We start from the raw sequence: 24,694 nt of genomic DNA on the forward strand, positions 1-24,694 counted from the left end.
ACCGCCGCGGCGCTCGACTGCTGCCTGCACCTCGTGCGGCAGGACCACGGCGCGCGGGTCGCGGCGCGGGTCGCGCGGGCGCTCGTGCTCGCACCCCACCGCACGGGCGGGCAGGCGCAGTTCGTCCCCGCGCCGGTGCCGCCGCAGGACACGGCCGACCCGGTGGAGCTCGCGATGGTCTGGGCGCGCGCGCACCTCGACGAGCCGATCTCGCTGGACGCGTGGGCGCGCGCGGCGGGGACGTCGCGGCGCACGTTCACCCGCCGGTTCGCCGCCCGCACCGGCCTCAGCCCGGTGCGGTGGCTGCTGGACCAGCGCGTCGACCGGGCGCGCGAGCTCCTCGAGACGACCGACCTCGCCGTGGACCGGGTCGCGGACGCCGCGGGCCTCGGCTCGGCGGAGTCCTTGCGCCACCACTTCCGAGCACGCCTCGGGACCAGCCCGTCGCGGTACCGGCTCGAGTTCGGCGGCGCTCCCACGGGTCGCCCGGACGACCTCGACGCGGCGCGCCCGCTCGCCGGGCGGCGACGGTGAGAGAATCGTCCACCGTGAGCGACACCCAGCGCACGACCCCGGCCGGCTCACCCGCCGGCGCCCCCGGCCCCGCCGTGCCCCCGGTCCCCGCGGACCCCGGCCTCGACTACCCGGCCCGCGCCGTCGTCGACCTGGCGGCGATCCGCGACAACGTCCGCGCCCTCGCGGGGCACGCGCCGTCGGCCCAGGTGATGGCGGTCGTCAAGGCCGACGCCTACGGGCACGGCCTCGTGGCGAGCGCCCTCGGGGCGCTCGCGGGCGGCGCGACGTGGCTCGGGACCGCGCAGCCGAGCGAGGCGCTCGCGCTGCGCGCCGCCGGGATCGGGGTGGACCGCGCTCGCGTCCTCACGTGGCTCTACCCGCCCGGCGCCCCGCTGCGCGCGCTCGTGGAGGCGGACGTCGACGTCTCGCTCGCCGCGCGCTGGGCGGTCGACGAGGTCGTCGCAGCGGCTCGGGTCGCAGGAAGGACCGCGCGCGTGCACCTCGCGGTCGACACGGGCCTCGGGCGCAACGGGATCATGCCCGCCGACCTGCCCGACGTGCTCGACGCCGTCGCGCACGCCCAGGCCGAGGGCGCGGTCCGCGTCGTCGGGATCTGGTCGCACCTCGCGTTCGCCGACGAGCCCGGGCACCCGAGCGTCGTCGCCCAGGCCGACGTGCTCGACGAGGCGGTCCGGCTCGCCGAGCGCGCGGGCGTCGCGCCCGAGCTGCGCCACCTCGCGAACTCGGCCGCGACGCTGACCGCGCCGCGCACCCACTACGACCTCGTGCGACCCGGCCTCGCGGTGTGGGGCATGACGCCCGTGCCGCAGCTCGGGCCGCCGTCCCGGTACGGGCTGCGCCCCGCGATGACGCTCGAGGCGCGCCTCGCGACGGTCAAGCGCGTGCCGGGCGGGCACGGCGTCTCCTACTCGCACCACTACACGACCCCGCAGGACACGACGCTCGGCGTCGTCCCGCTCGGGTACGGCGACGGGATCCCGCGGCACGCCTCGGGCGGCGGCCCTGCGGGGGCGCCCGGCGGTCCGGTCCTCGTCGGTGCGCGTCCCGGAGACGGCGGTCGGGTCCTGCGCGTCGCGGGACGCGTGTGCATGGACCAGCTCGTGCTCGACCTCGGCCCGGACGCGGCCGAGCGCGCGGGCGACGTCGTCACGCTGTTCGGCGCGGGCGACGGCGTCGAGCAGGACGGCGTCCCCAGCGCCGAGGACTGGGCCCGGGCCGCCGGGACCATCAGCTACGAGATCACCACGCGCCTCGGCGCGCGCGTGCCGCGCGAGCACGTGGGGACCCACGTGCTCGACGACGGCGCGCGGGCGCTGCTCGCGCACGAACAGCACCCCAGCACGGAAAGGACGGTCCGCGCATGAGCGACGACCCGACCCCCTCGACCTCCACCGACGCGGCCGCCGCGCACGGCGTCGTCGTGCTGCCCGACGCCGACGCGACCCGCGCGTTCGGCCGCGCCCTCGCGGGCGTGCTGCGCGCGGGCGACCTCGTGATCCTCACGGGCGACCTCGGCGCCGGGAAGACGACGCTCACGCAGGGCATCGGCGCGGGGCTCGGCGTGCGCGGTCAGGTCGCGTCGCCGACGTTCATCGTCGCGCGCGAGCACCCCCCGCTCGGCGACGGCCCGGCGCTCGTGCACGTGGACGCGTACCGCCTCGGCTCGCTCGACGAGGTCGACGCGCTCGACCTCGACTCGAGCCTGGACGACTCGGTGACCGTCGTGGAGTGGGGCAGCGGGCTCGTCGAGGCGCTCGCGGGCGACCGGCTCGAGATCGTGCTCGAGCGCCCGCGCGGCGGGGTCGACCCTCGGTCGGACGACGCCCCGGAGGCCGGGGAGCGGCGCGTGACCGTGCGCGGGGTCGGGCCGCGCTGGTCCGGCCTCGACGTCGCCGCGCTGACCCGGTAGCCCACCGCGAGGAGAACAGTCCCTGTCCCGGCCGTAGGCTGGGGGCCGTGGCTGTTCTCGCGCTCGACACCTCCGCCTCCGTCACCGTCGCCGTCGTCTCCGACGACGGCGCCCGTCTCGCCCGCCGCGACGCCCCCGAGCGTCGTCGGCACGCCGAGGCGCTCGCCCCGCTCGTCGAGGAGGCGCTCGCCGAGGCCGGGGTCGACCGCCGCGACCTCACGGCCGTCGCCGTCGGCACGGGTCCCGCGCCCTTCACAGGCCTGCGGGTCGGGCTCGTCACCGCACGCACGCTCGGCTTCGCCCTCGGCATCCCCGTGCTCGGCGTCCCGAGCCTCGACGCGATCGCGGCCCAGGCCGTGAGCGACCTCGGCCTCGAGCCCGACGACGAGCTGCTCGTCGCGACCGACGCCCGCCGTCGCGAGGTGTACTGGGCGCGCTACCGCGTCGTCGCGCACGAGGGCCCGCACGCCGTGCCGGTGCTGGAGACCGTCGCGGGTCCCGACGTCGGGCCGGCGGCCGCGGTCGCCGAGCACGCCGCCGGCGCTGTCGTCGTGGGGGAGGGGGGCGAGCTCTACCCGGACGCCCTCGACGGCGCCGACGACGCGCCGCTCGTGCCCGACGCCGCCGTCCTCGCGCGGCTCGCGATCGCGCGCCGCGCCGCGGGGACGGACCAGCCCACCGAGCCGCTGTACCTGCGCCGCCCGGACGTCCACGAGGCCGCCGCGCGCAAGCGCGTGAGCGACACCGCGCCCGCCCCGGCGCCCGAGGGGTCCCGATGAGCGCGCGCCGCTACGAGATCCGCCTGCGCCCGCTGAAGGCCGCCGACCTCGACCGCGTCGTCGAGCTCGAGCGCGAGCTGTTCGGGCGCGGCGCCTGGACGTACGGGATGCTCGCGGACGAGCTCGCGGGCCTCGGGCGGTGGTACGTCGCCGCGGAGCCCGTGCGCCTCTACGCCGCCGGCCCGCAGCCCGTCGTCGGCTACGCGGGCCTGTGGTTCGACGGCGACGTCACCCAGGTCATGACCCTCGGCGTCGACCCGGCGTTCCAGCACCAGGGCGTCGGCTCCACGCTCCTGGAGGCGCTGATCGAGCGTTCCCGCGACCTCGGTGCGAGCGCGGTGCTGCTCGAGGTGCGGGTCGACAACGACCCGGCGCTCGCGCTCTACGCGAAGTACGGGTTCGAGCAGCTCGGCATCCGCAAGCGCTACTACCAGCCCGAGGACGTCGACGCCTACACGATGCGGCTCGAGCTCGGCGCGGCCGGGGCGCCCGGCGGGCCCGACGCGCCGGACTACGGCACCGCGCCCGACACCGGCGTCCTCGCGTGAGCGCGCCCGCGCCGCGGAGCCCTCGCACCGGCACGGCCGGGTCCGACGCCGGCCGTCGAGACCGCGTGCTCGTCGCCGCGCCCGACCTGGCGGAGGCGCTCGCGGGCGACCGCCCGCCCGTCGTGCTCGACGTGCGCTGGGCGCTCGGCGTCACCGACGGGCGCGAGCAGCACCGCGCGGGGCACGTCCCGGGCGCCGTCTACGTCGATCTCGAGACCGAGCTCGCGGCGCCGCCCTCGGCCGCGGCGGGCCGGCACCCGCTGCCCGACCCGGCCGACCTCCAGACCGCGGCGCGGCGCTGGGGCGTGCGTGCGGACCGACCGGTCGTCGTCTACGACGCCGTGGGCGGCACCTCCGCCGCGCGCGCCTGGTGGCTGCTGCGCTGGGCGGGCCACGACGACGTGCGCATCCTCGACGGCGGGCTCGCCGCCTGGCGGGCGGCCGGGCACGCGCTCGACGAGGGCGACGTGCGGCCCGAGCCGGGCGACGTCGTCGTCATGCCGGGCGGGATGCCCGTGCTCGACGCCGACGGCGCAGCCGACCTCGCGGCCTCGGGCGTGCTGCTCGACGCGCGCGCGGGCGAGCGGTACCGCGGCGAGGTCGAGCCGGTCGACCCGCGCGCGGGCCACGTCCCCGGAGCGGTGAGCGCGCCGACCACGGACAACCTCGCCGCCGACGGGACGTTCCTGGAAGAGGCCGCGCTGCGTGCGCGGTTCGCGGCCCTGGGGGCGCTGCACGGCGCGGACGACGCGCCCCCGGCCGTGGGCGTCTACTGCGGCTCGGGCGTGACCGCGGCGCACGAGGTCGCCGCCCTCGCGACGCTCGGCGTCGAGGCGGCGCTCTACGCCGGCTCGTGGTCGCAGTGGTCGAACGACCCGGCACGGCCCGCCGCGACCTGACCGCACCGCGCCGCGGACGCCGCGAGGCGGCACCCCGGTGGGGTGCCGCCTCGGCGGGCGTGCGCGGGGGTCAGACGGTCGCGATGGCCTGCTCGGGCGCGAGACGCGGCGAGCGCGGGTAGGGCGTGCCGACGCCGTCGGCCACGCCGACGTTGATGACGAGCATCGACTTCCAGCCGTTGTCGGCGAAGAACTCGGCGTCGATCCCGGCGCGGTCCATGCCGTTCATCGGGCCTGCGGCGAGGCCGGCGGCGCGCAGGCCGACGACGAGGTAGCCCGCCTGGATGTGCGCGTTGTCGCGCGCCATGCCGTCGCGGACCTCGGGGACGCCGTGAAGGTTGTCGCGCATGCCGGGCACGTGCGGGAACAGCGTGTCGAGGTGCTCGTGGAACGCGGGGTCGTACGCGACGACGAGCGACAGCGGCGCGTTCGCGACGCGCTCCTTGTTGCCGTCGTTCATGTGCGCGACGAGGCGCTCGCGGGCCTCGGGCGTGCGCACGGCCAGGATGCGCAGCGGGACGGTGTTCATGGCCGTCGGGCCCCACTTGACGAGGTCGTAGACCGCGGCGAGCTGCTCGTCGGTCACCTCGGCGTCGGTGAACTGCGCGGTGGTGCGCGCCTCGCGGAAGAGGCGGTCGGCCGTGGTCTCGTCGATCTGCAGGCTCTCGGGAGCCAGGGTGTCGGTGCTCATGACCGGGGCAACGGTTGAGCATTGAACCATCTTCCCGACAGACGGTGTGACGTGCGCGACACGGCGCGGTCCTCCCGCGCGCGCGACTACCCTGGACGCCATGGTTCCCTCTGTGTCCGTGAGGTCTCTGTGAGCGCCGGCGAGCCCCTGGTGCTCGGCATCGAGACGTCCTGCGACGAGACCGGCGTCGCGCTGGTCCGGGGTCGCGAGCTGCTCGTCGACACGGTCGCGAGCTCGATGGACGAGCACGCGCGCTACGGCGGCATCATCCCCGAGGTCGCGTCGCGCGCCCACCTCGAGGCGATGATCCCCACGATCGAGCGCAGCCTCGGCACGGCCGACGTCGACCTGTCCGAGGTCGACGCGATCGCCGTCACCGCCGGGCCGGGGCTCGTCGGCCCGTTGACGATCGGCGCGTCGGCCGCCAAGGCGCTCGCGCTCGCGCTCGGCAAGCCGCTCTACGGCGTCAACCACGTCATCGGCCACGCGGCCGTGGACGAGCTCGTGCACGGCGCGTTCCCGGAGCGCGTCATGGCGCTCGTCGTGTCCGGCGGGCACAGCTCGCTCCTCCTGGTCGACGACGTCGCGACGTCCGTCTCCGAGCTCGGCTCGACGCTCGACGACGCGGCGGGCGAGGCGTTCGACAAGGTCGGGCGCCTGCTCGGCCTCCCGTACCCGGGCGGGCCGCACATCGACCGCCTCGCGCGCGAGGGCGACCCCACGGCGATCCGCTTCCCGCGCGGCCTCACGGCGCGCAAGGACCAGGAGAAGCACGCGTACGACTTCTCCTTCTCCGGCCTCAAGACCGCCGTCGCGCGCTGGGTCGAGGCACGGCAGGACGCGGGGGAGGAGATCCCCGTGCACGACGTCGCGGCCTCCTTCGCGGAGTCCGTCGCCGACGTGCTCACCGCCAAGACCATCGCGGCGTGCGAGCGGCACGGCGTGTCGACGCTCGTCGTCGGCGGCGGCTTCAGCGCGAACTCGCAGCTGCGCGACATGGCCGCGAAGCGCTGCGCGGAGGCGGGCATCGAGCTGCGCATCCCGCCGATCCGCTACTGCACGGACAACGGCGCGATGATCGCCGCGCTCGGGTCCGCCGTCGTGCGGGCCGGCGTGGCGCCGTCGAGCCTCGACATCGGCGTGGACTCGTCGATGCCGCTGACCGTGACGCACGTGTGACCTCCGAGCCTGGCCTCACGCCCGACGAGGCGCTGCGCCGCGCGCACGCGTGGGCCCAGGCGGCCGCAGCGTCGCGCCCCGGGCCGGAGCGGGCTCAGGCCGAGCACGCCGCGGCGTACTGGTCGGCGCAGCACCGGGCGCTCCTCGCGACCGTGCCCGTCCCTGCCTACGGGACGCCGGCCGCGACGACCGTCGCGCTGTACGGCCAGCCCTCCGGCGTCCCCACGACGACCGTCGCGCTGTACGGCCAGCCCTCCGGCGTCCCCACGACCCAGCCCGCGTACGGGGCGTCCACCGTCTCGTGGGAGGTGCCGCGCCGCCGTCGGGGTCGTGCCGGGCGGGTGGTGATGTTCGTCCTGGTGCTCGTGGTGTCCGTCGTCGCGTACCTCGTCAACGACGTGCGCGAGGCGCGGGACGACGGCGCGGTCCTGCCCACCGAGCAGGAGGGCGCCGTACCGCCCCCCACGGTCTGGGAGGACCCGAGCCCCGACGCGACGGCGTCGGCGACCGGCATGGAGGCCGCGTGGAAGGCGGGCGAGTACGCCGAGCCGCTGCCCGACCCCGTGCCGGGCGCGACGCAGACCACGCCCTTCCTGCCCGACCACCCCGACCCCACGGCCTGGCTGCTCGCCCTCAACCCCGCCAACGAGGGCGTGCAGGTCGTGTTCACCGACGACCCGACGCTCAACTGCGGCATGGAGCACGTCGCGGAGCACGACGCGTACGCGACCGGCTCGGCGGGCTGCTTCCAGCCCGCCCACCCGACCGTGCTGTTCGTGTGGTGGGGCGAGGACTCCGACCCGGCGACCAAGCAGGTGCTGCTCGCGCACGAGCTGTCGCACCTGCTCCAGTGGTGGCACGAGTTCGACCTGCTCCAGTCGGCCGTCGACTCGGGGTTCGCGGAGGACGAGGAGTGGACGCACGCGCTCGAGACCGACGCGACGTGCCGCGTGCTGTCGTGGGGCGGGTACTCGGAGGCGGCGGCGGACCGCACGTCGTCGCCGTGCGACACCGACGACTGGTCGCCGACGTGGCTCGCCGACCGCGCCGCGGACCTCGGCGTGGTCCTGCGCGACTACTGACCGTCCCCGGAGACCGTCAGAGCGGGCGGCCCGCCCGCATCTCCGCGACGAGCGAGCGCACGACGGCGTCCAGCTCGCCCCCGTTGCGGCGCGCGACCGCGCGCTGGCGCTGGTAGGACGCGCCACGCCGCACGATCGTGCGCACGCCGTCGAGCTCGTCCAGGCACCCGAGGCGCGCGGCGACGGGCTCGAGCTCGACGAGCAGGCGCCCGACGGCGTCGGTCACGAGCTCCTCGTTGCCCTCGCGGTCGAGGATGATGATCGCGTCCATGCCGTAGCGCGCCGAGCGCCACTTGTTCTCCTGCGCGAACCAGGGCGGGATGCTCGGGAGCTCGCGGCCCTCGTCGAGCATCGTCGAGAAGTGCTCGACCAGGCAGTGCGTGAGCGCGGCGAGCGCGAGCAGCTCGGAGATGTTCGTGACGCCGTCGCAGATGCGCGTCTCGAGCGTGCCGAACTGCGGGGCGGGCCGCAGGTCCCAGCGGATCTCGTCGAACGCGTCGATGACCCCCGTGTGGAGCATGTCCGCGACGTAGCCCTCGAGCTCCTCCCACGTGCCGAACTGGAACGGGAGCCCCGCCGTGGGGAGCTGCTGGAACATGAGCGCCCGGTTCGACGCGTACCCGGTGTCCTTGCCACCCCAGAACGGCGAGCTGGCCGAGAGCGACTGCAGGTGGGCGAAGGTCGTGAGCATCGCGCGCTGGATCGGCAGCACCTTGGCGCGGTCCTCGATGCCGACGTGCACGTGCACGCCGTAGATGAGCATCTGCCGCCCCCACCACTGCGTGCGGTCGATGAGGGTGTTGTAGCGCTGCTTGTCGGTGACCTTCTGCTGCGCCCAGCGCGCGAACGGGTGCGTGCCCGCGCTCATGAGCTCCACGCGCAGCGGGTCGGTCACGGCCCGGAGCTCCTCGATCGACCGCTCGAGGTCGCGTCCCGCCTCGCCGACCGTGCGGCACACGCCGCTCACGACCTCGACCGTGTTGAGCAGCAGCTCCTGCTTGATGGACGGGTGCGTGCCCCCGTCCTCCGGGCGCACCGCGTCGAGGACCGTCTGGGCGACCTGGCGCAGGTCACCCGAGTCGGCGTCGACGAGCGCGAGCTCCCACTCCAGCCCGACGGTCGAGCGCTCCGACCGCGCGAACGGGATCGCGGTACGCCGCGGCAGGGCGCTCACCGCGGGCCCCCCTGGGCATCGCTCTGCGGGGCGCCCGTCGAGGGGGCGGCGAGCGGCTCGACGACGAGGACCTGCTGGGACCCGCCCACACGCGTCAGGACGATCGTGGCGGTCGCGTCGCCCGTGAGGGCGAGCTGCCGACGGAGCTGCTCGGGCGTGACGGCCGTGCCGCGCTTCTTGATCGTCAGGCGTCCCACGCCGCGCTCGCGCAGGTATGAGCGCAGCCGCTTGAGACCGAACGGCATCGTGTCGAGCACGCGATAGCCGCGTGCGAGGCCGTCCGCGAGCCCGGTCGCGTCGAGGGGCGCGGGGGAGTCGGTCGTCACGTAGGCGATCGTCCGGTCGAGCAGCCGCCCGCCGAGCCCGCGGGCCGCGTGGGCGACGAGCCCCGCACGGATGACCGCGCCGTCGGGCTCGTAGAGGTACTGCCCGACGCCTCCCACGTCGGGGACGACGTCGTGCTCGCCGGGGCGGTGGGCGACCCGGCGCGTCGTGGTGCGCTCGGTCCCGTCCGGCCCAGTCCACGTCGTGAGGACGAGCGCGGAGCGGCCCGGTCCCTCCGGCGCGAGCGGCCCGAACCAGAGGCCCGCCTCCACGACGTCGCCGTCGACCGAGACCCACTCGGTCTCGGCGTCCTCGGGCAGGCCGTCGTGCGGGATCCCGGGACCGACCTTGATGCCCACGGCGGGGACGCGATCGCGCAGCGCCCACACCGCGTCGAGCGGCGGGGCGTACGCCTTCGGGTCGAACACGCGCTTGCCGCCCCGCGTCCGTCGGGCCGGGTCGGCGTACACGCCCTCGATCCGCTCGCCCTCGAGGTCGAGCGCGAGCCCGTCGCCGTGGCGCACCTCGGCCTCGGGGAAGTGGCGCAGGTTCACGGTCGCGATCGCCGCGGTGAGCTCGTCGACGTCGGTCGCGAGGACCTCGAGCTCCGCGGCGGCGAACGCGAGGGCGTCGACGCCGATCCCGCTCGTGAGGTCGGCGACGCGCCGGATCCCCGCGTCCTGGTACCGCCGCGCGTGCAGGCCCGCGACGACGAGCCGGCTCGCCTGCTCCAGCCCCGCCTGCGTGAAGAGCATGCCGTCGGCGAACGCGCCGAGCTTGCCGCGGGCGGCCGCGCGCAGCCGCGACTGCGTGAGCGCCGCGGCGGCGAGGTCGGGGTCGACGCCCTTCGCGCGCAGCCCCGCCGAGAGCACGAGCGCCTGCTGCTCGTCGTACGGGGGCAGCGCGCCGAGCAGCGCCCAGCCCTCGGGGCTGAGCAGCTTGGTCAGCGTGGCGGCGTCCATGGCGTCGATCCTTCCACGGGGGACGGGGACCCCGCGCAGCCGGGACCCGGATCGTCCCGAGGGGCGGACGTTGGCACTCGCCTTGACCGAGTGCTAACGGCGACCTAGATTTGAGGACGTGCCGCCACCGCTCGCGGAGGCGGCACCACGTGCGACCAGGCTGTCCGGCACCCGCGACGACGGCCAGCCGGTGCGCTCGACCCATCCGTTGCAGTTCTCACCGCGAAAGGGGAGGTCCGACGTGTCGGTCCCCATCAAGCCGCTCGAGGACCGGATCGTCGTGAAGGCCCTCGAGGCCGAGACCACGACCGCATCCGGCCTGGTCATCCCGGACACCGCCAAGGAGAAGCCCCAGGAGGGCGAGGTCCTGGCCGTCGGTCCGGGCCGTGTCGACGACAACGGCAACCGCGTCCCGCTCGACGTGACCGTCGGCGACAAGGTCATCTACAGCAAGTACGGCGGCACCGAGGTCAAGTACGGCGGCGTGGACTACCTGGTCCTGTCCGCGCGCGACATCCTCGCCGTGGTGGTCGGCTGACGCCGACCCGTTCCAGCAGCAGGGCCCGCGACCGTCCGGTCGCGGGCCCTGCTGCGTTCCGTGGCCGGTCGCCCCACCGTCTCCCACGGGTCGTGCGCACGTGCTCGCCCGGTACGACGTCGGACCGGTGCCGTGCAGGTCTGCTGGTGGTGCCGCGGCGTGCCGGTCAGCCGGTGCGGCGAGCGCCGCCGGCGAGGATCGCCGCCCGCTCGTCCTCGCTCAGGCCGCCCCACACCCCGTACGGCTCGCGCACGCGGAGCGACTGCTCGCGGCACTGCATCATGACGGGGCACGAGTGGCAGATCGCCTTCGCGGCCTCCGCGCGCCGTCGTCGCGTCGAGCCGCGTTCGCCCTCGGGGTGGAAGAACAACGTGTCGTCCGCGTCGCGGCACGAACCCTGGTACTGCCATTCCCACAGCTCCATGACGGGCCCGGGGAGCCTCGAGATCTCTGCCATGGCGAACAACCTACAAGCGTTGCAGAGGTTGTTCAAGTCCCCTGTGGTGAAAAAGTGAACGGGCAGGTCGCGACCGGTTCGAACGCGCCGATGTGGGTCACGCGGCGTCGAAGCGATCCATGGCACGCGGAGGGGCTGGCGCGATGTTGACGCGATGGCGCGTTTGCGCGTGTGGTGAACAAATACTGCACAAGTCTGAAGCGAAGGGTGCAGGACTGTGACCTGGACGAGGTGGCGAGACCGGTGGCCGGTCGGCAGAATCGATCCATGACCTCCGTCCGGTCCGCCCCCGACCCCGAGGGAGCCCGACCGAGCATGTCCTCGAACCCCGGCCTCGCCGTCGCCGCCGTCGCGCGCCGGCTCGGTGTCGCGCCCGCAACCCTGCGGACCTGGGACCGCCGCTACGGCCTCGGCCCGTCCCAGCACCGCGCGGGATCCCACCGCCGCTACACCGACGACGACGTCGCGCGCCTGGTCGTCATGCGGCGCCTCACGCTCGACGGCGTCGCGCCCGCCGACGCCGCCCGCGCGGCCCTCGCGGCCGACGACGACGAGCTCGACGCGCACCGCGGCACCGTCTCGTTCGACGAGCACGGCGCCGAGGGCGGCGCGGACCTCGACGACGACCTCGACGCGGACGACGCCGCCGCCGAGCCGGCCCCGCCGTCACGCCCGTTCCTGCGGGCCGTGCCCGGGGGCGAGCCCGCGCGGGGAAGCGGGCCGCGTGCGCTCGGCGTGCGGGAGGCGCCGCGCCCGACGCGCGTCTCCGACGTCGTCGACGCCGCGATCGCCTATGACCAGCGCAACTGCGACCGGCTCCTGCGCATCCCCGCCGGTGGCGACCCCGCCACCTGGTGGTCCGACCTCGTCGAGCCGGCGCTCGAGCGGCTCGCCGAGCGCACGGTGCTCGCCGGTCCGGGAGAGGTCCCCGAGGTCGTCCTCGCCAACGCGACGCTGGGCGCGCTGCGCGAGTACACGCAGGCGAGCGAGGACGCGATCGTCGCGGCGGGCGGCCCCCCGCGCAACCACCCGAGCCGCATGCGCCGGATCGTCCTCGTCTTCGCGGCGCCCGACGAGCCGCTGCCGCTGGCCGCGCACGCCCTCGCGGCGTCGCTCGCGTCGCACGGCGCGATGGCCCGGATCGTCACGGGGCCGGCGAACGTCCACCGCACGCTCGAGATCGTCACGATGGTGCGGCCCTCCGCCGTCGCCATGGTGACGACCCAGGCGCGTCCTGACCTGGGGATCGTGCACGCCGCGCACGAGGCGAACCCGAGCCTGCCGTTCTTCGTCGGCCTGCCGAGCGACGAGGCTGCCGGCGACCTCCCGCTCGCTGCGACGGTGCACCGCGTGCGCAGCTTTCCCGGGCTCCTGCACGAGCTCCTGGCGGTCGTCCGCTGAGGTCTCGGGCGGCCGGTCTGCGGGGTGCCGGGCGCGGTTCGCGGCGGGAATACCGGAGAGCCCCGCGGCGTAGAATCCTGGTGTGACCGCCTCGCCCGTCCCCGCCGCCGCTCCCGACCGCGACCCCTTCGGTTTCCTGGGTCTCACCTACGACGACGTCCTGCTGCAGCCCGGTTACTCGGACCTGGCGCCGTCGGACATCGACACCACGACGCGCCTGACCCGCGAGATCTCGATCCGCGTGCCGCTCGTCTCGGCGGCGATGGACACCGTCACCGAGTCGCGCATGGCGATCGCGATGGCGCGCCAGGGCGGCATCGGCGTCCTGCACCGCAACCTCTCCATCGAGGACCAGGCGCTCCAGGTGGACCTGGTGAAGCGCACGCAGACGGGGATCATCGACAACCCCGTGACGATCGGCCCGGACGCGACGCTCGAGGAGCTCGACAAGACGGCGGGCGAGTACCGCATCTCCGGCTTCCCCGTCCTCGACGCCGAGCGCCGCCTCATCGGCATGGTCACCAACCGCGACCTGCGCTTCACGCCCGTCGCGGAGTGGGCCACGACCAAGGTCGACGAGGTCATGACGCCGCAGCCGCTCATCACGGGCCCGGCCGGCATCTCGCGCGAGGAGGCCACCGCGCTCCTGCGCAAGCACAAGCTCGAGCGTCTCCCGCTCGTGGACGCCGACGGCCGCCTCACGGGCCTCATCACCGTGAAGGACTTCGTGAAGTCCGAGCAGTTCCCGCAGGCGTCCAAGGACGGCCAGGGGCGCCTGCTCGTGGGCGCCGCCATCGGCTACTTCGGCGACGCGTGGCAGCGCGCCACGACGCTCATCGACGCGGGCGTGGACGTGCTCGTCGCCGACACGGCGCACGGCAACGTCCGCATGCTCATCGAGATGGTCGCGCGCCTCAAGTCCGACCCGGCGACGCGCGACGTGCAGGTGATCGGCGGCAACGTCGCGACGCGCGAGGGCGCCCAGGCGTTCGTCGACGCGGGCGCGGACGCGGTCAAGGTCGGCGTCGGTCCGGGCTCCATCTGCACGACGCGCATCGTCACCGGCGTGGGCGTCCCGCAGGTCACGGCGGTCTACGAGGCGTCGCTGGCCGCGCGCCCGGCGGGCGTGCCCGTCATCGCGGACGGCGGCATGCGCCACTCGGGCGAGATCGGCAAGGCGATCGTCGCGGGCGCGGAGTCGGTGATGCTGGGCTCGATGCTCGCGGGCACCGAGGAGTCGCCGGGCGAGACGATCCTCGTGAACGGCAAGCAGTACAAGGCGTACCGGGGGATGGGCTCCATGGGCGCCATGTCCTCGCGCGGCAAGAAGTCCTACTCGAAGGACCGCTACTTCCAGGCCGAGGTCACGAGCGACGACATGATCGTCCCCGAGGGCATCGAGGGCCAGGTCGCGTACAAGGGCTCGCTCGGCACGGTCGCGCACCAGCTCGTCGGCGGTCTGCACCAGACGATGTTCTACGTCGGTGCGCGCACGGTCCCGGAGCTCCAGGAGAAGGGGCGCTTCATCCGCATCACGTCGGCGTCGCTCAAGGAGAGCCACCCGCACGACGTCCAGATGACCGTCGAGGCGCCGAACTACTCCGGCTTCTGAGGCGGCTCGCCGCCACGCGACGACGGCCCGGCGTCCGGCACCCTGCACGGGGCCGGGTGCCGGGCCGTCGTCGCGCGGCACGGGCGCCGTCAGGCGGGCGCGGGTGCGCCGTCGAGGCTCACGAGGCCATGACGCGCGTGTGCAGGGCCTGCACGGCGTACCGGGCGGCCCAGAACGCGCCGTGCTGCCACGCCGAGATCTCCGACATCCAGTCGCCCGCGAAGTACACGTTGCCCGCGCCCTGCTGGAGCTGCTTGAAGCGCGACGACTGCGTGTTCGGGTACGCCCACGCGCCCTCGATGTAGGGCACCTTGTGCCACGCGATGGAGAACGAGCTCTCGAGCTCGGTCCGGTACTTCTCGCCGTGGATCTTCACGCCCTGCTCGACGGCGCGCATCTCGCGCTGCCGCGGCGTCATGTCCGCGTAGGAGCGCGCGTTGGCGCCGGTGTTGTAGTACCCGACGACGAGGCCACGACGCTCGCCGTACCCGTAGGAGGGATACCAGACGTGGGCGAGGTCCATGTCGGTCTCCGTGATCCCGCCGAAGATCCGGTGGTCGTCCTCCCAGAACCGCGAGCGGTACTCGAGCCCGATCTTGCCCGCGGGCGACCCGACCGCGAACTCGCCCAGGGCGGCGTCGACGTCGGCCCCCCAGTTGGTGTCCCACCGCCGCATGAGCCCCGCGGGCGCGGCGACGATCGCGAAGTCCGCATCGATCTGGCGGGCCTTGCCGTTGTGGGCCGTGTAGGTGACGGTGACGCCGCTCGTGGTGTTCCGCACCCCGGTGACCGGCGAGCTGAACAGGACGTTCTGCTTGCCGATGGCCCGGACGAAGTAGTCGTAGGTCGTGTCCATGCCGCCCTTCGGCTGGAACATGAGCATCGACTGCTCCCAGTTGATCTCGAACGGGAAGTACTGCCCCACCTTCGACGCGAGCACCTCCGAGACCGTGCCGGGGCCGGGGAGCGGCGTGCCGTGCTCGTTCCAGGCGGACGGGTAGACGGAGTAGCCCCGGTTGTCCCCGCCGCGGTAGCTGCCGTCGGACTGCAGCGACCCCCAGGACCGGAGGAACGCGCGCAGGTTCTCCTTGTCCGCGGCCGTGAGCTTCTGGTCGAGCGCGCCCTGGTCGGTCGCGTAGCTCAGCAGCTCGGACGTGTAGCCGAAGACGTCCGCCTTGGCCGTGCGGTACCGGACCGGGTTGCCGGGAGTGGCGCCCGAGCGCTCGTTGTAGAGGTAGGCGTCCGCGTTCGCGTTGGTGAACACCTCGTAGGGGACGCCCAGCTCGCGCAGGTAGTCCATGGTGACCATCCACTGGGCGATGCGGCCCGCGCCCGCGTTCATGTACACGCCGTCGGAGAACCGTGCCTTCTGGGTGACGCCGTTGATGTCCGTCTCGGAGTCGCCCCCACGTATCGTCAGCGTCCGCCCGCCGGGCCGGTGCCGCGCCTCCAGCACCGTCACCCGGTACCCCGCCTTCTGCAGCTCGTACGCCGAGGCGAGGCCCGCGGGCCCGGCGCCCACGACGACGACCTTCTTGGCGGAGCGTCCCGTCAGGCTGAAGTCGCTGCCCCGCGGCGGTGTCCACGACTCGTTCCGCGGCTGGGCGGCGGCCGTCGGCGCGAGCCCGACAGCGCCCATCGTCGCGAACATGACGCCGGCGCTGGAGCCGACCCCGACGGCCTGGAGGAAGTTGCGGCGCGAGACGCCGGACGTCTTCTCGTCAGTGACCATGTGGCTGGAGCCCTCTCGTCCACGGCCCGACGGACGGACTGCCCGGCCCACGATGCCGGGTGCCGCCGTCAGCACCGCGGCCGACGCTAGGCACGCGTCGTCGCGAACGCGGGTCCGGCAGGTTTCGCGTCCGTCAACGCGCGGCGGCTCGCGTAAACGTCTCGTGTCGTCGCCGTCGCGCCGGGTCGCGGGACCGCGCGGCACGGGCGTCGCGCGCCCGACGGGGCGGCGACGAGCGGACACGCGACCGTCACGGCCCGGAAACGGTCGGCGTCTAGCGTCGCCGCTCCGGTGGCCGTCCTGGCCGCCGGAGCGGGCGCCAGGGTGGCGCCCGTCGTCCCCGCCTGGAGGCCTGCATGAAGAACCGCACGAAGGTCGTCGTCGCTGTCGCCGTCACCGCCGCCGTGGCCGTCCCCGGCACCGCCGTCGCCGCAGGGAAGCTCTTCGAGCCGAAGCCCACCGAGTCCTTCTCGTTCGTCACCGGCGACACCCCGTCGATCGCCGACGGCGTCGCGTTCGGCAAGAACGTCGCCTGGTACAAGTCCTCGGGCCTCGGGCCCTCCGCGATGAACACGGCGTCGGGGGCGGGGGCCGAGGAGCGCTACATTCCCACCGACGTGTTCCCCGGCGGGGTGCTGCCGGCGGGGGTGACGATCACCGAGGCGCAGGGGATCAACGTCCTCATGCGGATCGGCGAGAACCTCGAGCGCGCCGGGCTGTCCTACGACGACGTCGTGTCCATGCGCGTGTTCCTCCAGAACCCCGCCGGGCAGGAGAAGATGGACTTCGCCGGCTGGAACCGCGCCTACCGGCAGTTCTTCGCCAACACGAACCTCGCGACCGGCAAGCCGATCGACGTCCAGCTCGGCTCGGCGACGACCGCCCCGATGGTCGTCAACGCCGCGCGCCCGTCGCGGTTCGCGCTCGAGATCGAGAACCTCCCCGTGAACGGCTGGCTCGTCGAGGTGGAGGTCGACGCCGTCTACCCGAAGTGACGCACGACGGGCCGGCGCCCCGGAGGGTGCCGGCCCGTCGCGGGGGAGGCGACTCAGTCGCGGAAGGTCTCGATGTTCGCGCCGAGCTCGCGCAGGCGCTCCGTGAGGCCCTCGTAGCCGCGCGCGATGATGTCGACGCCGCGCAGGACCGAGGTGCCCTTCGCCGCGAGCATCGCGAGCAGGATGACGACGGCGGGCCGCAGGGCCGGCGGGCAGCTCACCTCGGCACCGGACCAGCGCGTCGGGCCGGTGACCTGGAGCCGGTGGGCGTCCAGGAGCCGCACGTCGGCGCCGAGGCGCGTGAGGTCCGTGAGGTGGATGGCGCGGCCCTCGTAGACCCAGTCGTGGATGAGCGTCGTGCCCTGCGCGTTCGCCGCGATGACGGCGAAGAACGGCAGGTTGTCGATGTTGAGGCCCGGGAACGGCATGGGGTGGATCTTGTCGATCGGCGCCCGGAGCTCGCTCGGGTGCACGGTGACGTCCACGAGGCGCGTCCGGCCGTTGCGGGCCAGGTACTCGGGGCTCAGCGTGTAGCGCAGCCCCATCTCGGACAGGGTCGCGAGCTCGATCTCCATGAACTCGATCGGGACCCGGGCCACCGTGATCTCGGAGCCGGTGACGATGCCCGCGGTGAGCAGGCTCATGGCCTCGACCGGGTCCTCCGAGACGGCGTACTCCACGTCCACGTCGATCTCGGTGCGGCCGTGCACGCGCAGGGTCGTCGTGCCGATGCCCTCCACGCGGACGCCGAGCAGCTCGAGGTAGAAGCACAGGTCCTGGACCATGTAGTTGGGGCTCGCGTTGCGGATCGTCGTGACGCCGTCGCGGCGGGCCGCGGCCATGAGCGCGTTCTCCGTGACGGTGTCGCCGCGCTCGGTGAGCACGACCGACAGGTCCGTGCCCGAGGCCGGGGCCACGGTCGCGTGGTAGTTGCCGCCCGTCGCGGTGACCGCGAGGCCGAACGGCCGCAGCGCGATCATGTGGGGCTCCACGGTGCGCGTGCCGAGGTCGCACCCGCCGGCGTACGGGAGCTCGAACGTGTCCCGGAGCCCGAGCAGCGGGCCGAGGAACATGATGATCGAGCGCGTGCGCCGCGCGGCGTCGACGTCGATGGCGGCGAGGTCGAGCTGGTCCGGCACGACGATCTCGAGGTCGCGCCCGCCGGTCGTCCAGGTCGCCCGGACGCCGATCGAGCGGAGCACGTCGACGATGCGGTCGACCTCCACGATGCGGGCGACGCCGCGCAGCGTGGTGCGGCCCCGGTTGAGCAGCGACGCGCACAGGAGGGCGACCGCGCCGTTCTTGGAGGAGTTGACCTCGATGCGCCCGGACAGCGTGTGGCCGCCCTGGACGCGCAGGTGCGCGTGCTTGGGCCCGCCGAGGCTGATGATCTCGGAGTCGAGCGCGAGGCTGATGCGGTTGAGCATCTCCAGGCTGAGGTTCTGGGCGCCCTGCTCGATGCGGTGCACGGCGCTCTGGCTCGTGCCGAGCCGCTCGGCGAGCTGGGTCTGCGTGAGGCCCCGGTTCTGGCGGGCGCCGCGGATGAGCGCGCCGACCTGCGTCAGAGGGGCGTCGTCGATCACTGTCATGCGAGCGACGATAACTCATGGATGAGATATTCACGCGTCGGCGCCGCGCAGTCGTGGCGAGATCACGCGTTCGTCACACGATCTCCATCCGTGTCGTGAGATAGGTGGCGGCCGGGTGCGCCCGGGCCTCGTGCCGGGCTCGTCGGCGGGCACGTCCGCTACGAGGGCCAGCGGCCGTCCGCGCCGGCCCCGACGTAGGGCGGCTCGCGCTCGGGGTCCAGCGCGTCGACCCAGCGTCGGTGCGCCGCGACCTGGAGGTCGTGGAGGGCGTCGGGGCCCAGGGCGCCGAGGTCCGGGAAGGCGCGCCCGAGGGCGTCCAGGAGGTCCAGCGTGGCGAGGACGTCGGCGTCCGCGGTGTGCAGGGGGCCGACGTCGAGCACCTCGTAGCGCGCGCAGAGGTCGACGAGCCGGCGCTTGCCCTCGCGGGCCGGGTCCCACGCGCGGTCCAGCACGAGCGGGTCGAGCACCGGGCGCACGGGGCGGCCCAGCCGGGCGGCGAGCGTCGGCAGGCCGTGGCGGACGAGCTCCGCGTCGAGGAGGGACAGGTCGAACGCGGCGTTGTACGCGACGATCGGCACCCCGTCGCGCTGGGCGTCGACGAGGAGCGTCGCGATCTCCTCCAGCGCCGTCGCGGGCGCGACCCCGTGGGCGACCGCGTGCGCCGTCGTGACCCCGTGGATCGCCGTCGCCTCGGTGGGGATCTCGACACCGGGGTCGAGGAGCCACGTGCGCACGTGCGTCGAGCCGGGCTCGCGCAGCACGAGCGCGGCGGTGACGATCCGGTCGACGTCCACGTCGACGCCCGTGGTCTCGGTGTCGAGACCGAGGAGCGGTCCCGCCGTCCAGGGCGTCGTCGTCATGGTCCACCTCGGGTCTCGCTCGGGTCCCGGTGCTCGTCGCGCCCGGTGCCGCCGGACGTCCCGGCGACGAGCGTCACCCTGCCAGCGCCCACCCACAGGGCGGTCGTGCCGGTGGCGGGTTCGGCCCGCCGGTAGGCTGGCCCGGTGAGCAACGAGATCGAGATCGGACGTGGCAAGCGCGGTCGGCGCGCGTTCTCCTTCGACGACGTCGCGGTCGTGCCCTCCCGGCGCACGCGCGACCCGAAGGAGGTGTCGGTCGGCTGGCAGATCGACGCGTACCACTTCGAGCTGCCGATCCTCGCGGCACCCATGGACTCGGTGATGAGCCCGGCCACGGCCGTCGCGCTCGGCAACCACGGCGGCCTCGGCGTGCTCGACCTCGAGGGCCTGTGGACCCGCTACGACGACCCCACCGCCCTGCTGGAGGAGATCGCGACCCTCGAGCCGCTCGAGGCGACGCGGCGCATGCAGGAGATCTACGCGGAGCCCATCAAGCCCGACCTCATCACGCAGCGCCTCAAGGAGATCCGCGCCGCGGGCGTCACGGTCGCGGGCGCTCTGTCGCCGCAGCGCACCCAGGAGCACTACCAGACCGTCGTCGACGCGGGCGTCGACCTCTTCGTCATCCGCGGGACGACCGTCTCGGCGGAGCACGTCTCGGGCGTCGCGGAGCCGCTGAACCTCAAGCGGTTCATCTACGAGCTCGACGTCCCGGTCGTCGTCGGTGGTGCCTCCACGTACACCGCGGCGCTGCACCTCATGCGCACGGGCGCCGCCGGCGTCCTCGTCGGCTTCGGCGGTGGGGCCGCGCACACCACGCGCGTCTCGCTCGGCATCCACGCGCCGATGGCGACGGCGGTCGCGGACGTCGCGGCCGCGCGCCGCGACTACCTCGACGAGTCGGGCGGCCGCTACGTGCACGTCATCGCCGACGGCGGCGTCGGCCGCTCGGGCGACCTCGTCAAGGCCGTCGCGTGCGGCGCGGACGCCGTGATGATCGGCGCCGCGCTCGCGCGGGCCGAGGAGGCGCCGGGCCGAGGCTGGCACTGGGGCTCCGAGGCGCACCACGCGCAGCTCCCGCGCGGCGAGCGCGTGAGCGTCGGCACCGCCGGGACGCTGGAGGAGATCCTCTTCGGCCCCGGCCGCCAGGCCGACGGCACCCTGAACCTCGTCGGTGCGCTGCGCCGCGCGATGGCGACGACCGGCTACTCCGACCTCAAGGAGTTCCAGCGCGTCGAGGTCGTCGTCTCGCCGTACCAGCCCCGCTGAGCCGCGCCGTGACGGGACGGGTCGCGGACGGACCCCGGCTGACCCGCGCGGGCGACGGCGTGCCCGACGCGGTGCCGGACGTGGTGCCCGACGGCGGCCGTGCCGGGACGGGCGCGGACGTCGGGTTCGCGGAGGTCGCGGACGACGACGTCGAGGCCGTCGTCGCGCTGTGGCGCACGTGCGGGCTCACCCGGCCGTGGAACGACCCGTACCGCGACCTCGCGGACGCGCGGCTGGGGGAGACGTCGACGGTGCTCGTGGGCCGGGCGACGCGCGACCTCCCGGGACCGGCGCCCGACGACGGCGAGGCGGGCGGCGCGGTCCGCGCGGGCGAGGTCGTCGCGTCGGCGATGGCCGGCGTCGACGGGCACCGCGGCTGGCTCTACTACGTGGCCGTCGACCCGCGTCTCCAGGGCATCGGCACGGGGCGTGCCACCGTCGTCGCGGCGGAGGCGTGGCTCGCCGCGCAGGGGGCGCGGGCGGTGCGGCTCATGGTGCGCTCGACCAACGTCGCCGTCCGCGGCTTCTACGAGCGCCTCGGCTACGCCGACCAGGAGTGCGTCGTGCTCGGCCGACCGCTCGGCGCGCCGGACGCGCGCGACGCCGGACGATGACGCCCGGCCCCGCCTGGGCGCCGTCCGCCGACGACCTGGCCGCGCTGGAGGCCGAGCACCGCGCGCGGGTCCGGGCGCTCGACCCGCTCGTCGCGGTCCCGGACCTGGGCGCGGCCCCGGGGGACGAGCGCCTGCTCGCCGTCCGGCTCCCCGACGGGTCGAGGGCCGCGGGCCTCGTCACGGTCGGCGACGTCGGCGCCGACTCCTCGGCCGCGCTGTTCCGCCCGCTGCGCGAGCACCGGCTGCGTGCCCGGGTAGCGGGACCGGACGTCCCGGGCGCGGTGGCGGCGCTCCTCTCGGCGTGGTCAGAGCACGTCGCGCAGGACCCGGGCACGCCGCCCGACGGCGACGGCGTGCCCCAGGTGGGACCTGCTCCGCGCGACCACGGGAGGATGCTGCTCTGGCCGAGCCGGGACGTCGGGGCGGTCGCGGCGCTCGCCGCGCACGGCATGCGCCCGACCGTGCACCTCGCCGCGCGCCGCGGGACGGCGCCGGGTGCGGAAGGGCACGGTCCGGCAGGCCTGGTGGTGCGTGACGCGACGCCCGACGACGTCCCGGCGCTCGTCGAGCACCAGCTCGCCGAGCTCGCGTACGACGAGCTCGTGGGCGCCGCCCGGGTGCGGCCCGGAGCCCGGGAGCACCTCGCGACCCAGGTCGCGGGTGCCGTGGCGAACCCGGCCACGACGTTCCTCGTCGCGACGGCGCCGCCGACGGACGTCCGCGGGACCGGGGACCGGGCCGAGGAGGTGCTGGGCGTCGTCGCGGTCGAGCCGCCGGAGCGGTCGGGGGCGGTCGCCGGGACGGTCACGACCAGGCCGGTCTCCTACCTCGTGCTGCTGCACGTGACAGGCGCCGCACGCGGCGCCGGGGTCGGCGGCACGCTCGTCGACGCGGCGCTCGCGCGCGTCCGGGACCGCGTCGGGGAGGACGCGGTCGTGCTCGTGCACCACGGCGTCCTCAACCCGCTCTCGGCACCCTTCTGGGCGCGCCGGGGCTTCCGCCCCGTGCTCACGACCTGGGAGCTCCCCGTCTCGGGCACTGTCGGTCCGACGACGTAGCCTGTCCCCATGACGAGCTCATCCGGCACCCCCGGCACCGGTCCTGGCGAGGGCGCCGCGCTGGACGGCCCGATCGACCCCGAGAACCCGGCCGCGACCTACGTGCTCGAGCCCGAGGTCGTCGCCCCCCTCGCGCAGCGCGTCGTCACGGGCAACGAGGCGGGCATGCACCGCTCCGTCCTGCCGTTCACGGGTGCGCCGCTCGCCGCGTTCCCGGTGTCCTCCGTCGAGGACGTCGCGCGAGCGGTCGACCGGGCACGGGCGGCCCAGCCCGCCTGGGCGGCGCGCTCCGTCCGGGAGCGCGCGGCCGTGCTGCGCCGCTTCGGCGAGCTCGTGCTCGCGCGGCAGTCGGACGGGCTCGACCTCATCCAGATGGAGTCCGGCAAGTCGCGGCGCAGCGCGTTCGAGGAGGTCGCGGACGTCGCGATCCTCACGCGCCACTACGCCCGGCGCGGGCCCGGCTACCTCGCCGACCGCCGCGCGCCGGGCATGCTGCCCGTGCTGACGGGCACGCGCGTGCACCGTCGCCCGGTGGGCGTCGTCGGCGTGATCGCACCGTGGAACTACCCGCTGACGCTCGCGTTCGCCGAGGCCGTGCCCGCGCTCGTGGCGGGGAACGCCGTCGTGCTCAAGCCCGACCCGCAGACGACGCTCACCGCGCTGTGGGGCGCCGAGCTGCTCGAGGAGGCGGGGCTGCCTGCCGACCTGTTCCTCGTCGTCGCGGGCGGCGGCGACGTCGGGGCGGCGGTGACCGACCACGTCGACCACATCGCGTTCACCGGCTCGACGGCGACGGGCCGCAAGGTCGCCGCGCGCGCGGGGGAGCGGCTCATCGGCGCGACCCTCGAGCTCGGCGGCAAGAACCCCCTCTACGTCGCGGCGGACGCCGACGTGCGCGCCGCGGCGCGCGGCGCGGTCCGCGCGTGCTTCTCCAACTCGGGCCAGCTCTGCGTCTCGATCGAGCGGATCGTGCTGCACGAGGACGTCGCCGACGCCTTCCTCGACGAGTTCGTGCCGCTCGTCCGCGAGATGCGCCTCGGGGCCGGGCTCGACTACTCCGCCGACATGGGGTCGCTCACGTCGCAGGCGCAGCTCGACCGCGTCGTCGCGCACGTCGAGGACGCCATCGCGCGCGGGGCACGCGTCCTCGCGGGCGGCGTGCACCGTGCGGACATCGGACCGTGGTTCTACGCGCCCACGGTCCTGGACGACGTGCCCGACGACGCCGCGTGCGCCCGGGAGGAGACGTTCGGCCCGGTCGTGTCGGTGCGGCGGGTCGCGAGCGACGACGAGGCCGTCCGCGTCATGAACGACTCGGAGCTCGGGCTCAACGCGAGCGTGTGGACGCGCGACGTCGCGCGGGGCCGCCGGATCGCGGCCCGCGTGGAGGCCGGGACCGTCAACGTCAACGACGGCTACTCCGCCGCCTGGGGTTCGGTCGGCGCGCCGATGGGCGGGTTCAAGGCGTCCGGCCTCGGGCGTCGGCACGGCCGCGAGGGGATCGAGGCGCTCACGGAGGCGCAGACGATCTCCGTGCAGCGCGGCGCCAACCAGGGCCTTACGCTCGACACGCTCTACGGGATCGGCGGCGAGCTCCCCAGCAAGGTGCTCACGACCGCGCTCGACGCGATGCGGAGGCTGCGCCTGCCCTGACCGCGCCGCCGGCGTGCCGCGGCGCGTCCTCAGCGGCGCACGGCGTCGAGCACGGCCTTCGTCGCCGCGGGCACCTCGCGGACGCGGTAGAGCACGGCCTTCCACGGCTCCACGCTCGCCGCGCTGACCCCGATCCCGACGGCGTCGAGGCCCGCGACGCGGCACGAGAAGAGCGTGCGCGGCAGGTGGTAGCCCTGCGTGACGACCACGGCCGTGCCGACGCCGAACTCCGACACCGCGCGCGTGCACGTCGCGTGCGTGTCGAAGCCCTCGCGGTCGAGCAGGATCGCGTCGTCCGGGACGCCCCGGTCGAGCAGCCACGCGCGCATCGACTCGGGCTCGTCGTAGTCGTCGTGCGCGTCGCCGCTCACGAGGACGACGGGCGCGACGCCACGGGAGTACAGCTCCGCGGCCGCGTCGAGCCGACGGCGCAGGTACGTGGACGGCGACCCGTCGGGTCGCAACCCCGCGCCCGGGACGACGATCGCGTCGCTCGGCGGCGCGTCGGCCGGGTCGGCGACGTGCGCGCGCCCGACGCCCTGCACGACGGCGAACGGCGCCAGCACGAGCACCGCCAGACCGGCCGCGACCCAGACCGTCGCGCGCCGCCGCCGCGACCAGCGCGGGCGACGCCGCAGCGACCGACCGGAGGACCGCGCCACCGACGGGGACGCGTCGGACGGGGAAGAGGCGGGCGGCGCCGGTTCGTCGGTCACGGCCCGACCCTAGCGCTGCCGGGGCGTCGAGCGAGCGATCGTGGCCGACCGAGCAGGCGATCGTGTCCCGTCCGCCGTCCAGGACGGACCGGGACTACCACCTGCTCGGCACGTTC

At 74.9% G+C, this 24,694-nt stretch carries 24 protein-coding genes; 16 read left to right on the forward strand and 8 right to left on the reverse strand.

Annotated elements, in window-relative coordinates; translation table 11 throughout:
• The 6 genes from FB00_RS11375 to FB00_RS11400 form a co-directional block, all read left to right on the forward strand.
• A partial coding sequence (locus FB00_RS11375; protein ID WP_047233046.1) for a helix-turn-helix domain-containing protein occupies window positions 1-534 on the forward strand: 534 nt, incomplete at its 5' end.
• Between the two features lie 74 nt (window positions 535-608).
• Window positions 609-1,901: an alanine racemase gene (gene alr / locus FB00_RS11380; protein WP_047233092.1), complete on the forward strand. Its 1,293-nt coding sequence runs from the start codon at window positions 609-611 to the stop codon at window positions 1,899-1,901.
• Window positions 1,898-2,446 (forward strand): tRNA (adenosine(37)-N6)-threonylcarbamoyltransferase complex ATPase subunit type 1 TsaE, encoded by a 549-nt coding sequence (gene tsaE / locus FB00_RS11385; protein ID WP_047233047.1) that lies wholly within the window; start codon window positions 1,898-1,900, stop codon window positions 2,444-2,446. The genes alr and tsaE overlap by 4 nt, the downstream gene beginning before the upstream one ends.
• Before the next feature lie 47 nt (window positions 2,447-2,493).
• Window positions 2,494-3,225, forward strand: coding sequence for a tRNA (adenosine(37)-N6)-threonylcarbamoyltransferase complex dimerization subunit type 1 TsaB (tsaB, locus tag FB00_RS11390; RefSeq protein ID WP_047233048.1), 732 nt, complete (start codon window positions 2,494-2,496; stop codon window positions 3,223-3,225).
• Complete coding sequence (gene rimI, locus FB00_RS11395; RefSeq protein ID WP_047233049.1) at window positions 3,222-3,773, forward strand: ribosomal protein S18-alanine N-acetyltransferase; 552 nt, start codon at window positions 3,222-3,224, stop codon at window positions 3,771-3,773. Before tsaB ends, rimI begins: the two co-directional genes overlap by 4 nt.
• Window positions 3,770-4,672 carry a sulfurtransferase gene (locus tag FB00_RS11400; RefSeq protein WP_082141238.1) on the forward strand — a complete coding sequence of 301 codons (903 nt, stop codon included), beginning with the start codon at window positions 3,770-3,772 and terminating at the stop codon, window positions 4,670-4,672. Before rimI ends, FB00_RS11400 begins: the two co-directional genes overlap by 4 nt.
• Before the next feature lie 70 nt (window positions 4,673-4,742).
• Here FB00_RS11400 and FB00_RS11405 read toward each other — a convergent pair whose 3' ends face one another.
• The gene (locus FB00_RS11405; RefSeq protein ID WP_052877610.1) at window positions 4,743-5,363 is read right to left on the reverse strand and encodes a malonic semialdehyde reductase; all 621 of its coding nucleotides are present in this window, start codon (window positions 5,361-5,363) and stop codon (window positions 4,743-4,745) included.
• A 129-nt stretch (window positions 5,364-5,492) separates the two neighbouring features.
• On the opposite strand from FB00_RS11405, the gene tsaD reads away from it, so the two are divergent.
• Both tsaD and FB00_RS11415 read left to right on the forward strand, forming a co-directional pair.
• On the forward strand, window positions 5,493-6,542 hold the full coding sequence (gene tsaD / locus FB00_RS11410; RefSeq protein WP_231581812.1) for a tRNA (adenosine(37)-N6)-threonylcarbamoyltransferase complex transferase subunit TsaD: 1,050 nt from the start codon (window positions 5,493-5,495) through the stop codon (window positions 6,540-6,542).
• Window positions 6,539-7,624 (forward strand): hypothetical protein, encoded by a 1,086-nt coding sequence (locus FB00_RS11415; protein ID WP_047233051.1) that lies wholly within the window; start codon window positions 6,539-6,541, stop codon window positions 7,622-7,624. The genes tsaD and FB00_RS11415 overlap by 4 nt, the downstream gene beginning before the upstream one ends.
• Window positions 7,625-7,640: 16 nt before the next feature.
• Here the strand turns inward: FB00_RS11415 and FB00_RS11420 are convergent, their stop codons facing one another.
• Window positions 7,641-8,798, reverse strand: a complete 1,158-nt coding sequence (locus FB00_RS11420; protein WP_304439883.1) for a glutamate--cysteine ligase — start codon at window positions 8,796-8,798, stop codon at window positions 7,641-7,643.
• Window positions 8,795-10,084, reverse strand: a complete 1,290-nt coding sequence (locus FB00_RS11425; RefSeq protein WP_047233052.1) for a THUMP-like domain-containing protein — start codon at window positions 10,082-10,084, stop codon at window positions 8,795-8,797. Before FB00_RS11425 ends, FB00_RS11420 begins: the two co-directional genes overlap by 4 nt.
• A 241-nt stretch (window positions 10,085-10,325) precedes the next feature.
• Here FB00_RS11425 and groES point away from each other — a divergent pair, with 241 nt between their 5' ends.
• Window positions 10,326-10,622 carry a co-chaperone GroES gene (groES, locus tag FB00_RS11430; RefSeq protein ID WP_047233053.1) on the forward strand — a complete coding sequence of 99 codons (297 nt, stop codon included), beginning with the start codon at window positions 10,326-10,328 and terminating at the stop codon, window positions 10,620-10,622.
• A 166-nt stretch (window positions 10,623-10,788) separates the two neighbouring features.
• On the opposite strand, the gene FB00_RS11435 is transcribed toward groES, so the two are convergent.
• Window positions 10,789-11,079 carry a WhiB family transcriptional regulator gene (locus tag FB00_RS11435; RefSeq protein ID WP_031316449.1) on the reverse strand — a complete coding sequence of 97 codons (291 nt, stop codon included), beginning with the start codon at window positions 11,077-11,079 and terminating at the stop codon, window positions 10,789-10,791.
• Window positions 11,080-11,346: 267 nt separating this feature from the next.
• On the opposite strand from FB00_RS11435, the gene FB00_RS11440 reads away from it, so the two are divergent.
• Together FB00_RS11440 and guaB are read left to right on the forward strand one after the other, a co-directional pair.
• A complete protein-coding gene (locus FB00_RS11440) occupies window positions 11,347-12,480 on the forward strand; it encodes a MerR family transcriptional regulator (protein WP_047233054.1) in 1,134 nt (377 codons plus the stop codon).
• A gap of 82 nt (window positions 12,481-12,562) precedes the next feature.
• On the forward strand, window positions 12,563-14,092 hold the full coding sequence (gene guaB / locus FB00_RS11445; RefSeq protein ID WP_082141239.1) for an IMP dehydrogenase: 1,530 nt from the start codon (window positions 12,563-12,565) through the stop codon (window positions 14,090-14,092).
• Between the two features lie 118 nt (window positions 14,093-14,210).
• On the opposite strand, the gene FB00_RS11450 is transcribed toward guaB, so the two are convergent.
• Window positions 14,211-15,824: a flavin monoamine oxidase family protein gene (locus FB00_RS11450; protein WP_047233055.1), complete on the reverse strand. Its 1,614-nt coding sequence runs from the start codon at window positions 15,822-15,824 to the stop codon at window positions 14,211-14,213.
• A 356-nt stretch (window positions 15,825-16,180) separates the two neighbouring features.
• Here FB00_RS11450 and FB00_RS11455 point away from each other — a divergent pair, with 356 nt between their 5' ends.
• On the forward strand, window positions 16,181-16,819 hold the full coding sequence (locus FB00_RS11455; protein WP_047233056.1) for a Rid family hydrolase: 639 nt from the start codon (window positions 16,181-16,183) through the stop codon (window positions 16,817-16,819).
• Window positions 16,820-16,872: 53 nt separating this feature from the next.
• On the opposite strand, the gene FB00_RS11460 is transcribed toward FB00_RS11455, so the two are convergent.
• Complete coding sequence (locus FB00_RS11460; RefSeq protein ID WP_197088799.1) at window positions 16,873-18,408, reverse strand: helix-turn-helix domain-containing protein; 1,536 nt, start codon at window positions 18,406-18,408, stop codon at window positions 16,873-16,875.
• 158 nt (window positions 18,409-18,566) lie between these two features.
• A complete protein-coding gene (locus tag FB00_RS11465) occupies window positions 18,567-19,268 on the reverse strand; it encodes an exonuclease domain-containing protein (RefSeq protein WP_047233057.1) in 702 nt (233 codons plus the stop codon).
• Window positions 19,269-19,412: 144 nt separating this feature from the next.
• Between FB00_RS11465 and FB00_RS11470 the strand changes: the two genes are divergently transcribed.
• Genes FB00_RS11470 through FB00_RS11485 form a run of 4 tightly spaced genes read left to right on the forward strand, consistent with a single transcriptional unit; the run spans window position 19,413 to window position 23,862 of the window.
• Window positions 19,413-20,537: a GuaB3 family IMP dehydrogenase-related protein gene (locus tag FB00_RS11470; protein WP_047233058.1), complete on the forward strand. Its 1,125-nt coding sequence runs from the start codon at window positions 19,413-19,415 to the stop codon at window positions 20,535-20,537.
• Between the two features lie 8 nt (window positions 20,538-20,545).
• A complete protein-coding gene (locus tag FB00_RS11475; RefSeq protein WP_269430007.1) occupies window positions 20,546-21,151 on the forward strand; it encodes a GNAT family N-acetyltransferase in 606 nt (201 codons plus the stop codon).
• The gene (locus FB00_RS11480; RefSeq protein ID WP_047233059.1) at window positions 21,148-22,209 is read left to right on the forward strand and encodes a GNAT family N-acetyltransferase; all 1,062 of its coding nucleotides are present in this window, start codon (window positions 21,148-21,150) and stop codon (window positions 22,207-22,209) included. Before FB00_RS11475 ends, FB00_RS11480 begins: the two co-directional genes overlap by 4 nt.
• A 9-nt stretch (window positions 22,210-22,218) precedes the next feature.
• A complete protein-coding gene (locus tag FB00_RS11485) occupies window positions 22,219-23,862 on the forward strand; it encodes a succinic semialdehyde dehydrogenase (RefSeq protein ID WP_082141240.1) in 1,644 nt (547 codons plus the stop codon).
• 29 nt (window positions 23,863-23,891) lie between these two features.
• Here the strand turns inward: FB00_RS11485 and FB00_RS11490 are convergent, their stop codons facing one another.
• Window positions 23,892-24,578 carry a SanA/YdcF family protein gene (locus FB00_RS11490; RefSeq protein WP_052877611.1) on the reverse strand — a complete coding sequence of 229 codons (687 nt, stop codon included), beginning with the start codon at window positions 24,576-24,578 and terminating at the stop codon, window positions 23,892-23,894.
• Window positions 24,579-24,694 lie beyond the last annotated feature (116 nt).

It is taken from the genome of Cellulosimicrobium funkei, from assembly GCF_001019615.1.
Taxonomy (GTDB): Bacteria; Actinomycetota; Actinomycetes; order Actinomycetales; family Cellulomonadaceae; genus Cellulosimicrobium; species Cellulosimicrobium cellulans_E.

Bases quoted from the DNA above. Each gene is read 5' to 3' on its own strand.
- tsaE (WP_047233047.1), top strand. From the start codon at position 1,898: ATGAGCGACGACCCGACCCCCTCGACCTCCACCGACGCGGCCGCCGCG.
- rimI (WP_047233049.1), top strand. From the start codon at position 3,222: ATGAGCGCGCGCCGCTACGAGATCCGCCTGCGCCCGCTGAAGGCCGCC.
- FB00_RS11405 (WP_052877610.1), bottom strand. From the start codon at position 5,363: ATGAGCACCGACACCCTGGCTCCCGAGAGCCTGCAGATCGACGAGACC.
- FB00_RS11425 (WP_047233052.1), bottom strand. From the start codon at position 10,084: ATGGACGCCGCCACGCTGACCAAGCTGCTCAGCCCCGAGGGCTGGGCG.
- FB00_RS11435 (WP_031316449.1), bottom strand. From the start codon at position 11,079: ATGGCAGAGATCTCGAGGCTCCCCGGGCCCGTCATGGAGCTGTGGGAA.
- FB00_RS11440 (WP_047233054.1), top strand. From the start codon at position 11,347: ATGACCTCCGTCCGGTCCGCCCCCGACCCCGAGGGAGCCCGACCGAGC.
- FB00_RS11450 (WP_047233055.1), bottom strand. From the start codon at position 15,824: ATGGTCACTGACGAGAAGACGTCCGGCGTCTCGCGCCGCAACTTCCTC.
- FB00_RS11455 (WP_047233056.1), top strand. From the start codon at position 16,181: ATGAAGAACCGCACGAAGGTCGTCGTCGCTGTCGCCGTCACCGCCGCC.
- FB00_RS11460 (WP_197088799.1), bottom strand. From the start codon at position 18,408: ATGACAGTGATCGACGACGCCCCTCTGACGCAGGTCGGCGCGCTCATC.
- FB00_RS11465 (WP_047233057.1), bottom strand. From the start codon at position 19,268: ATGACGACGACGCCCTGGACGGCGGGACCGCTCCTCGGTCTCGACACC.
- FB00_RS11480 (WP_047233059.1), top strand. From the start codon at position 21,148: ATGACGCCCGGCCCCGCCTGGGCGCCGTCCGCCGACGACCTGGCCGCG.
- FB00_RS11485 (WP_082141240.1), top strand. From the start codon at position 22,219: ATGACGAGCTCATCCGGCACCCCCGGCACCGGTCCTGGCGAGGGCGCC.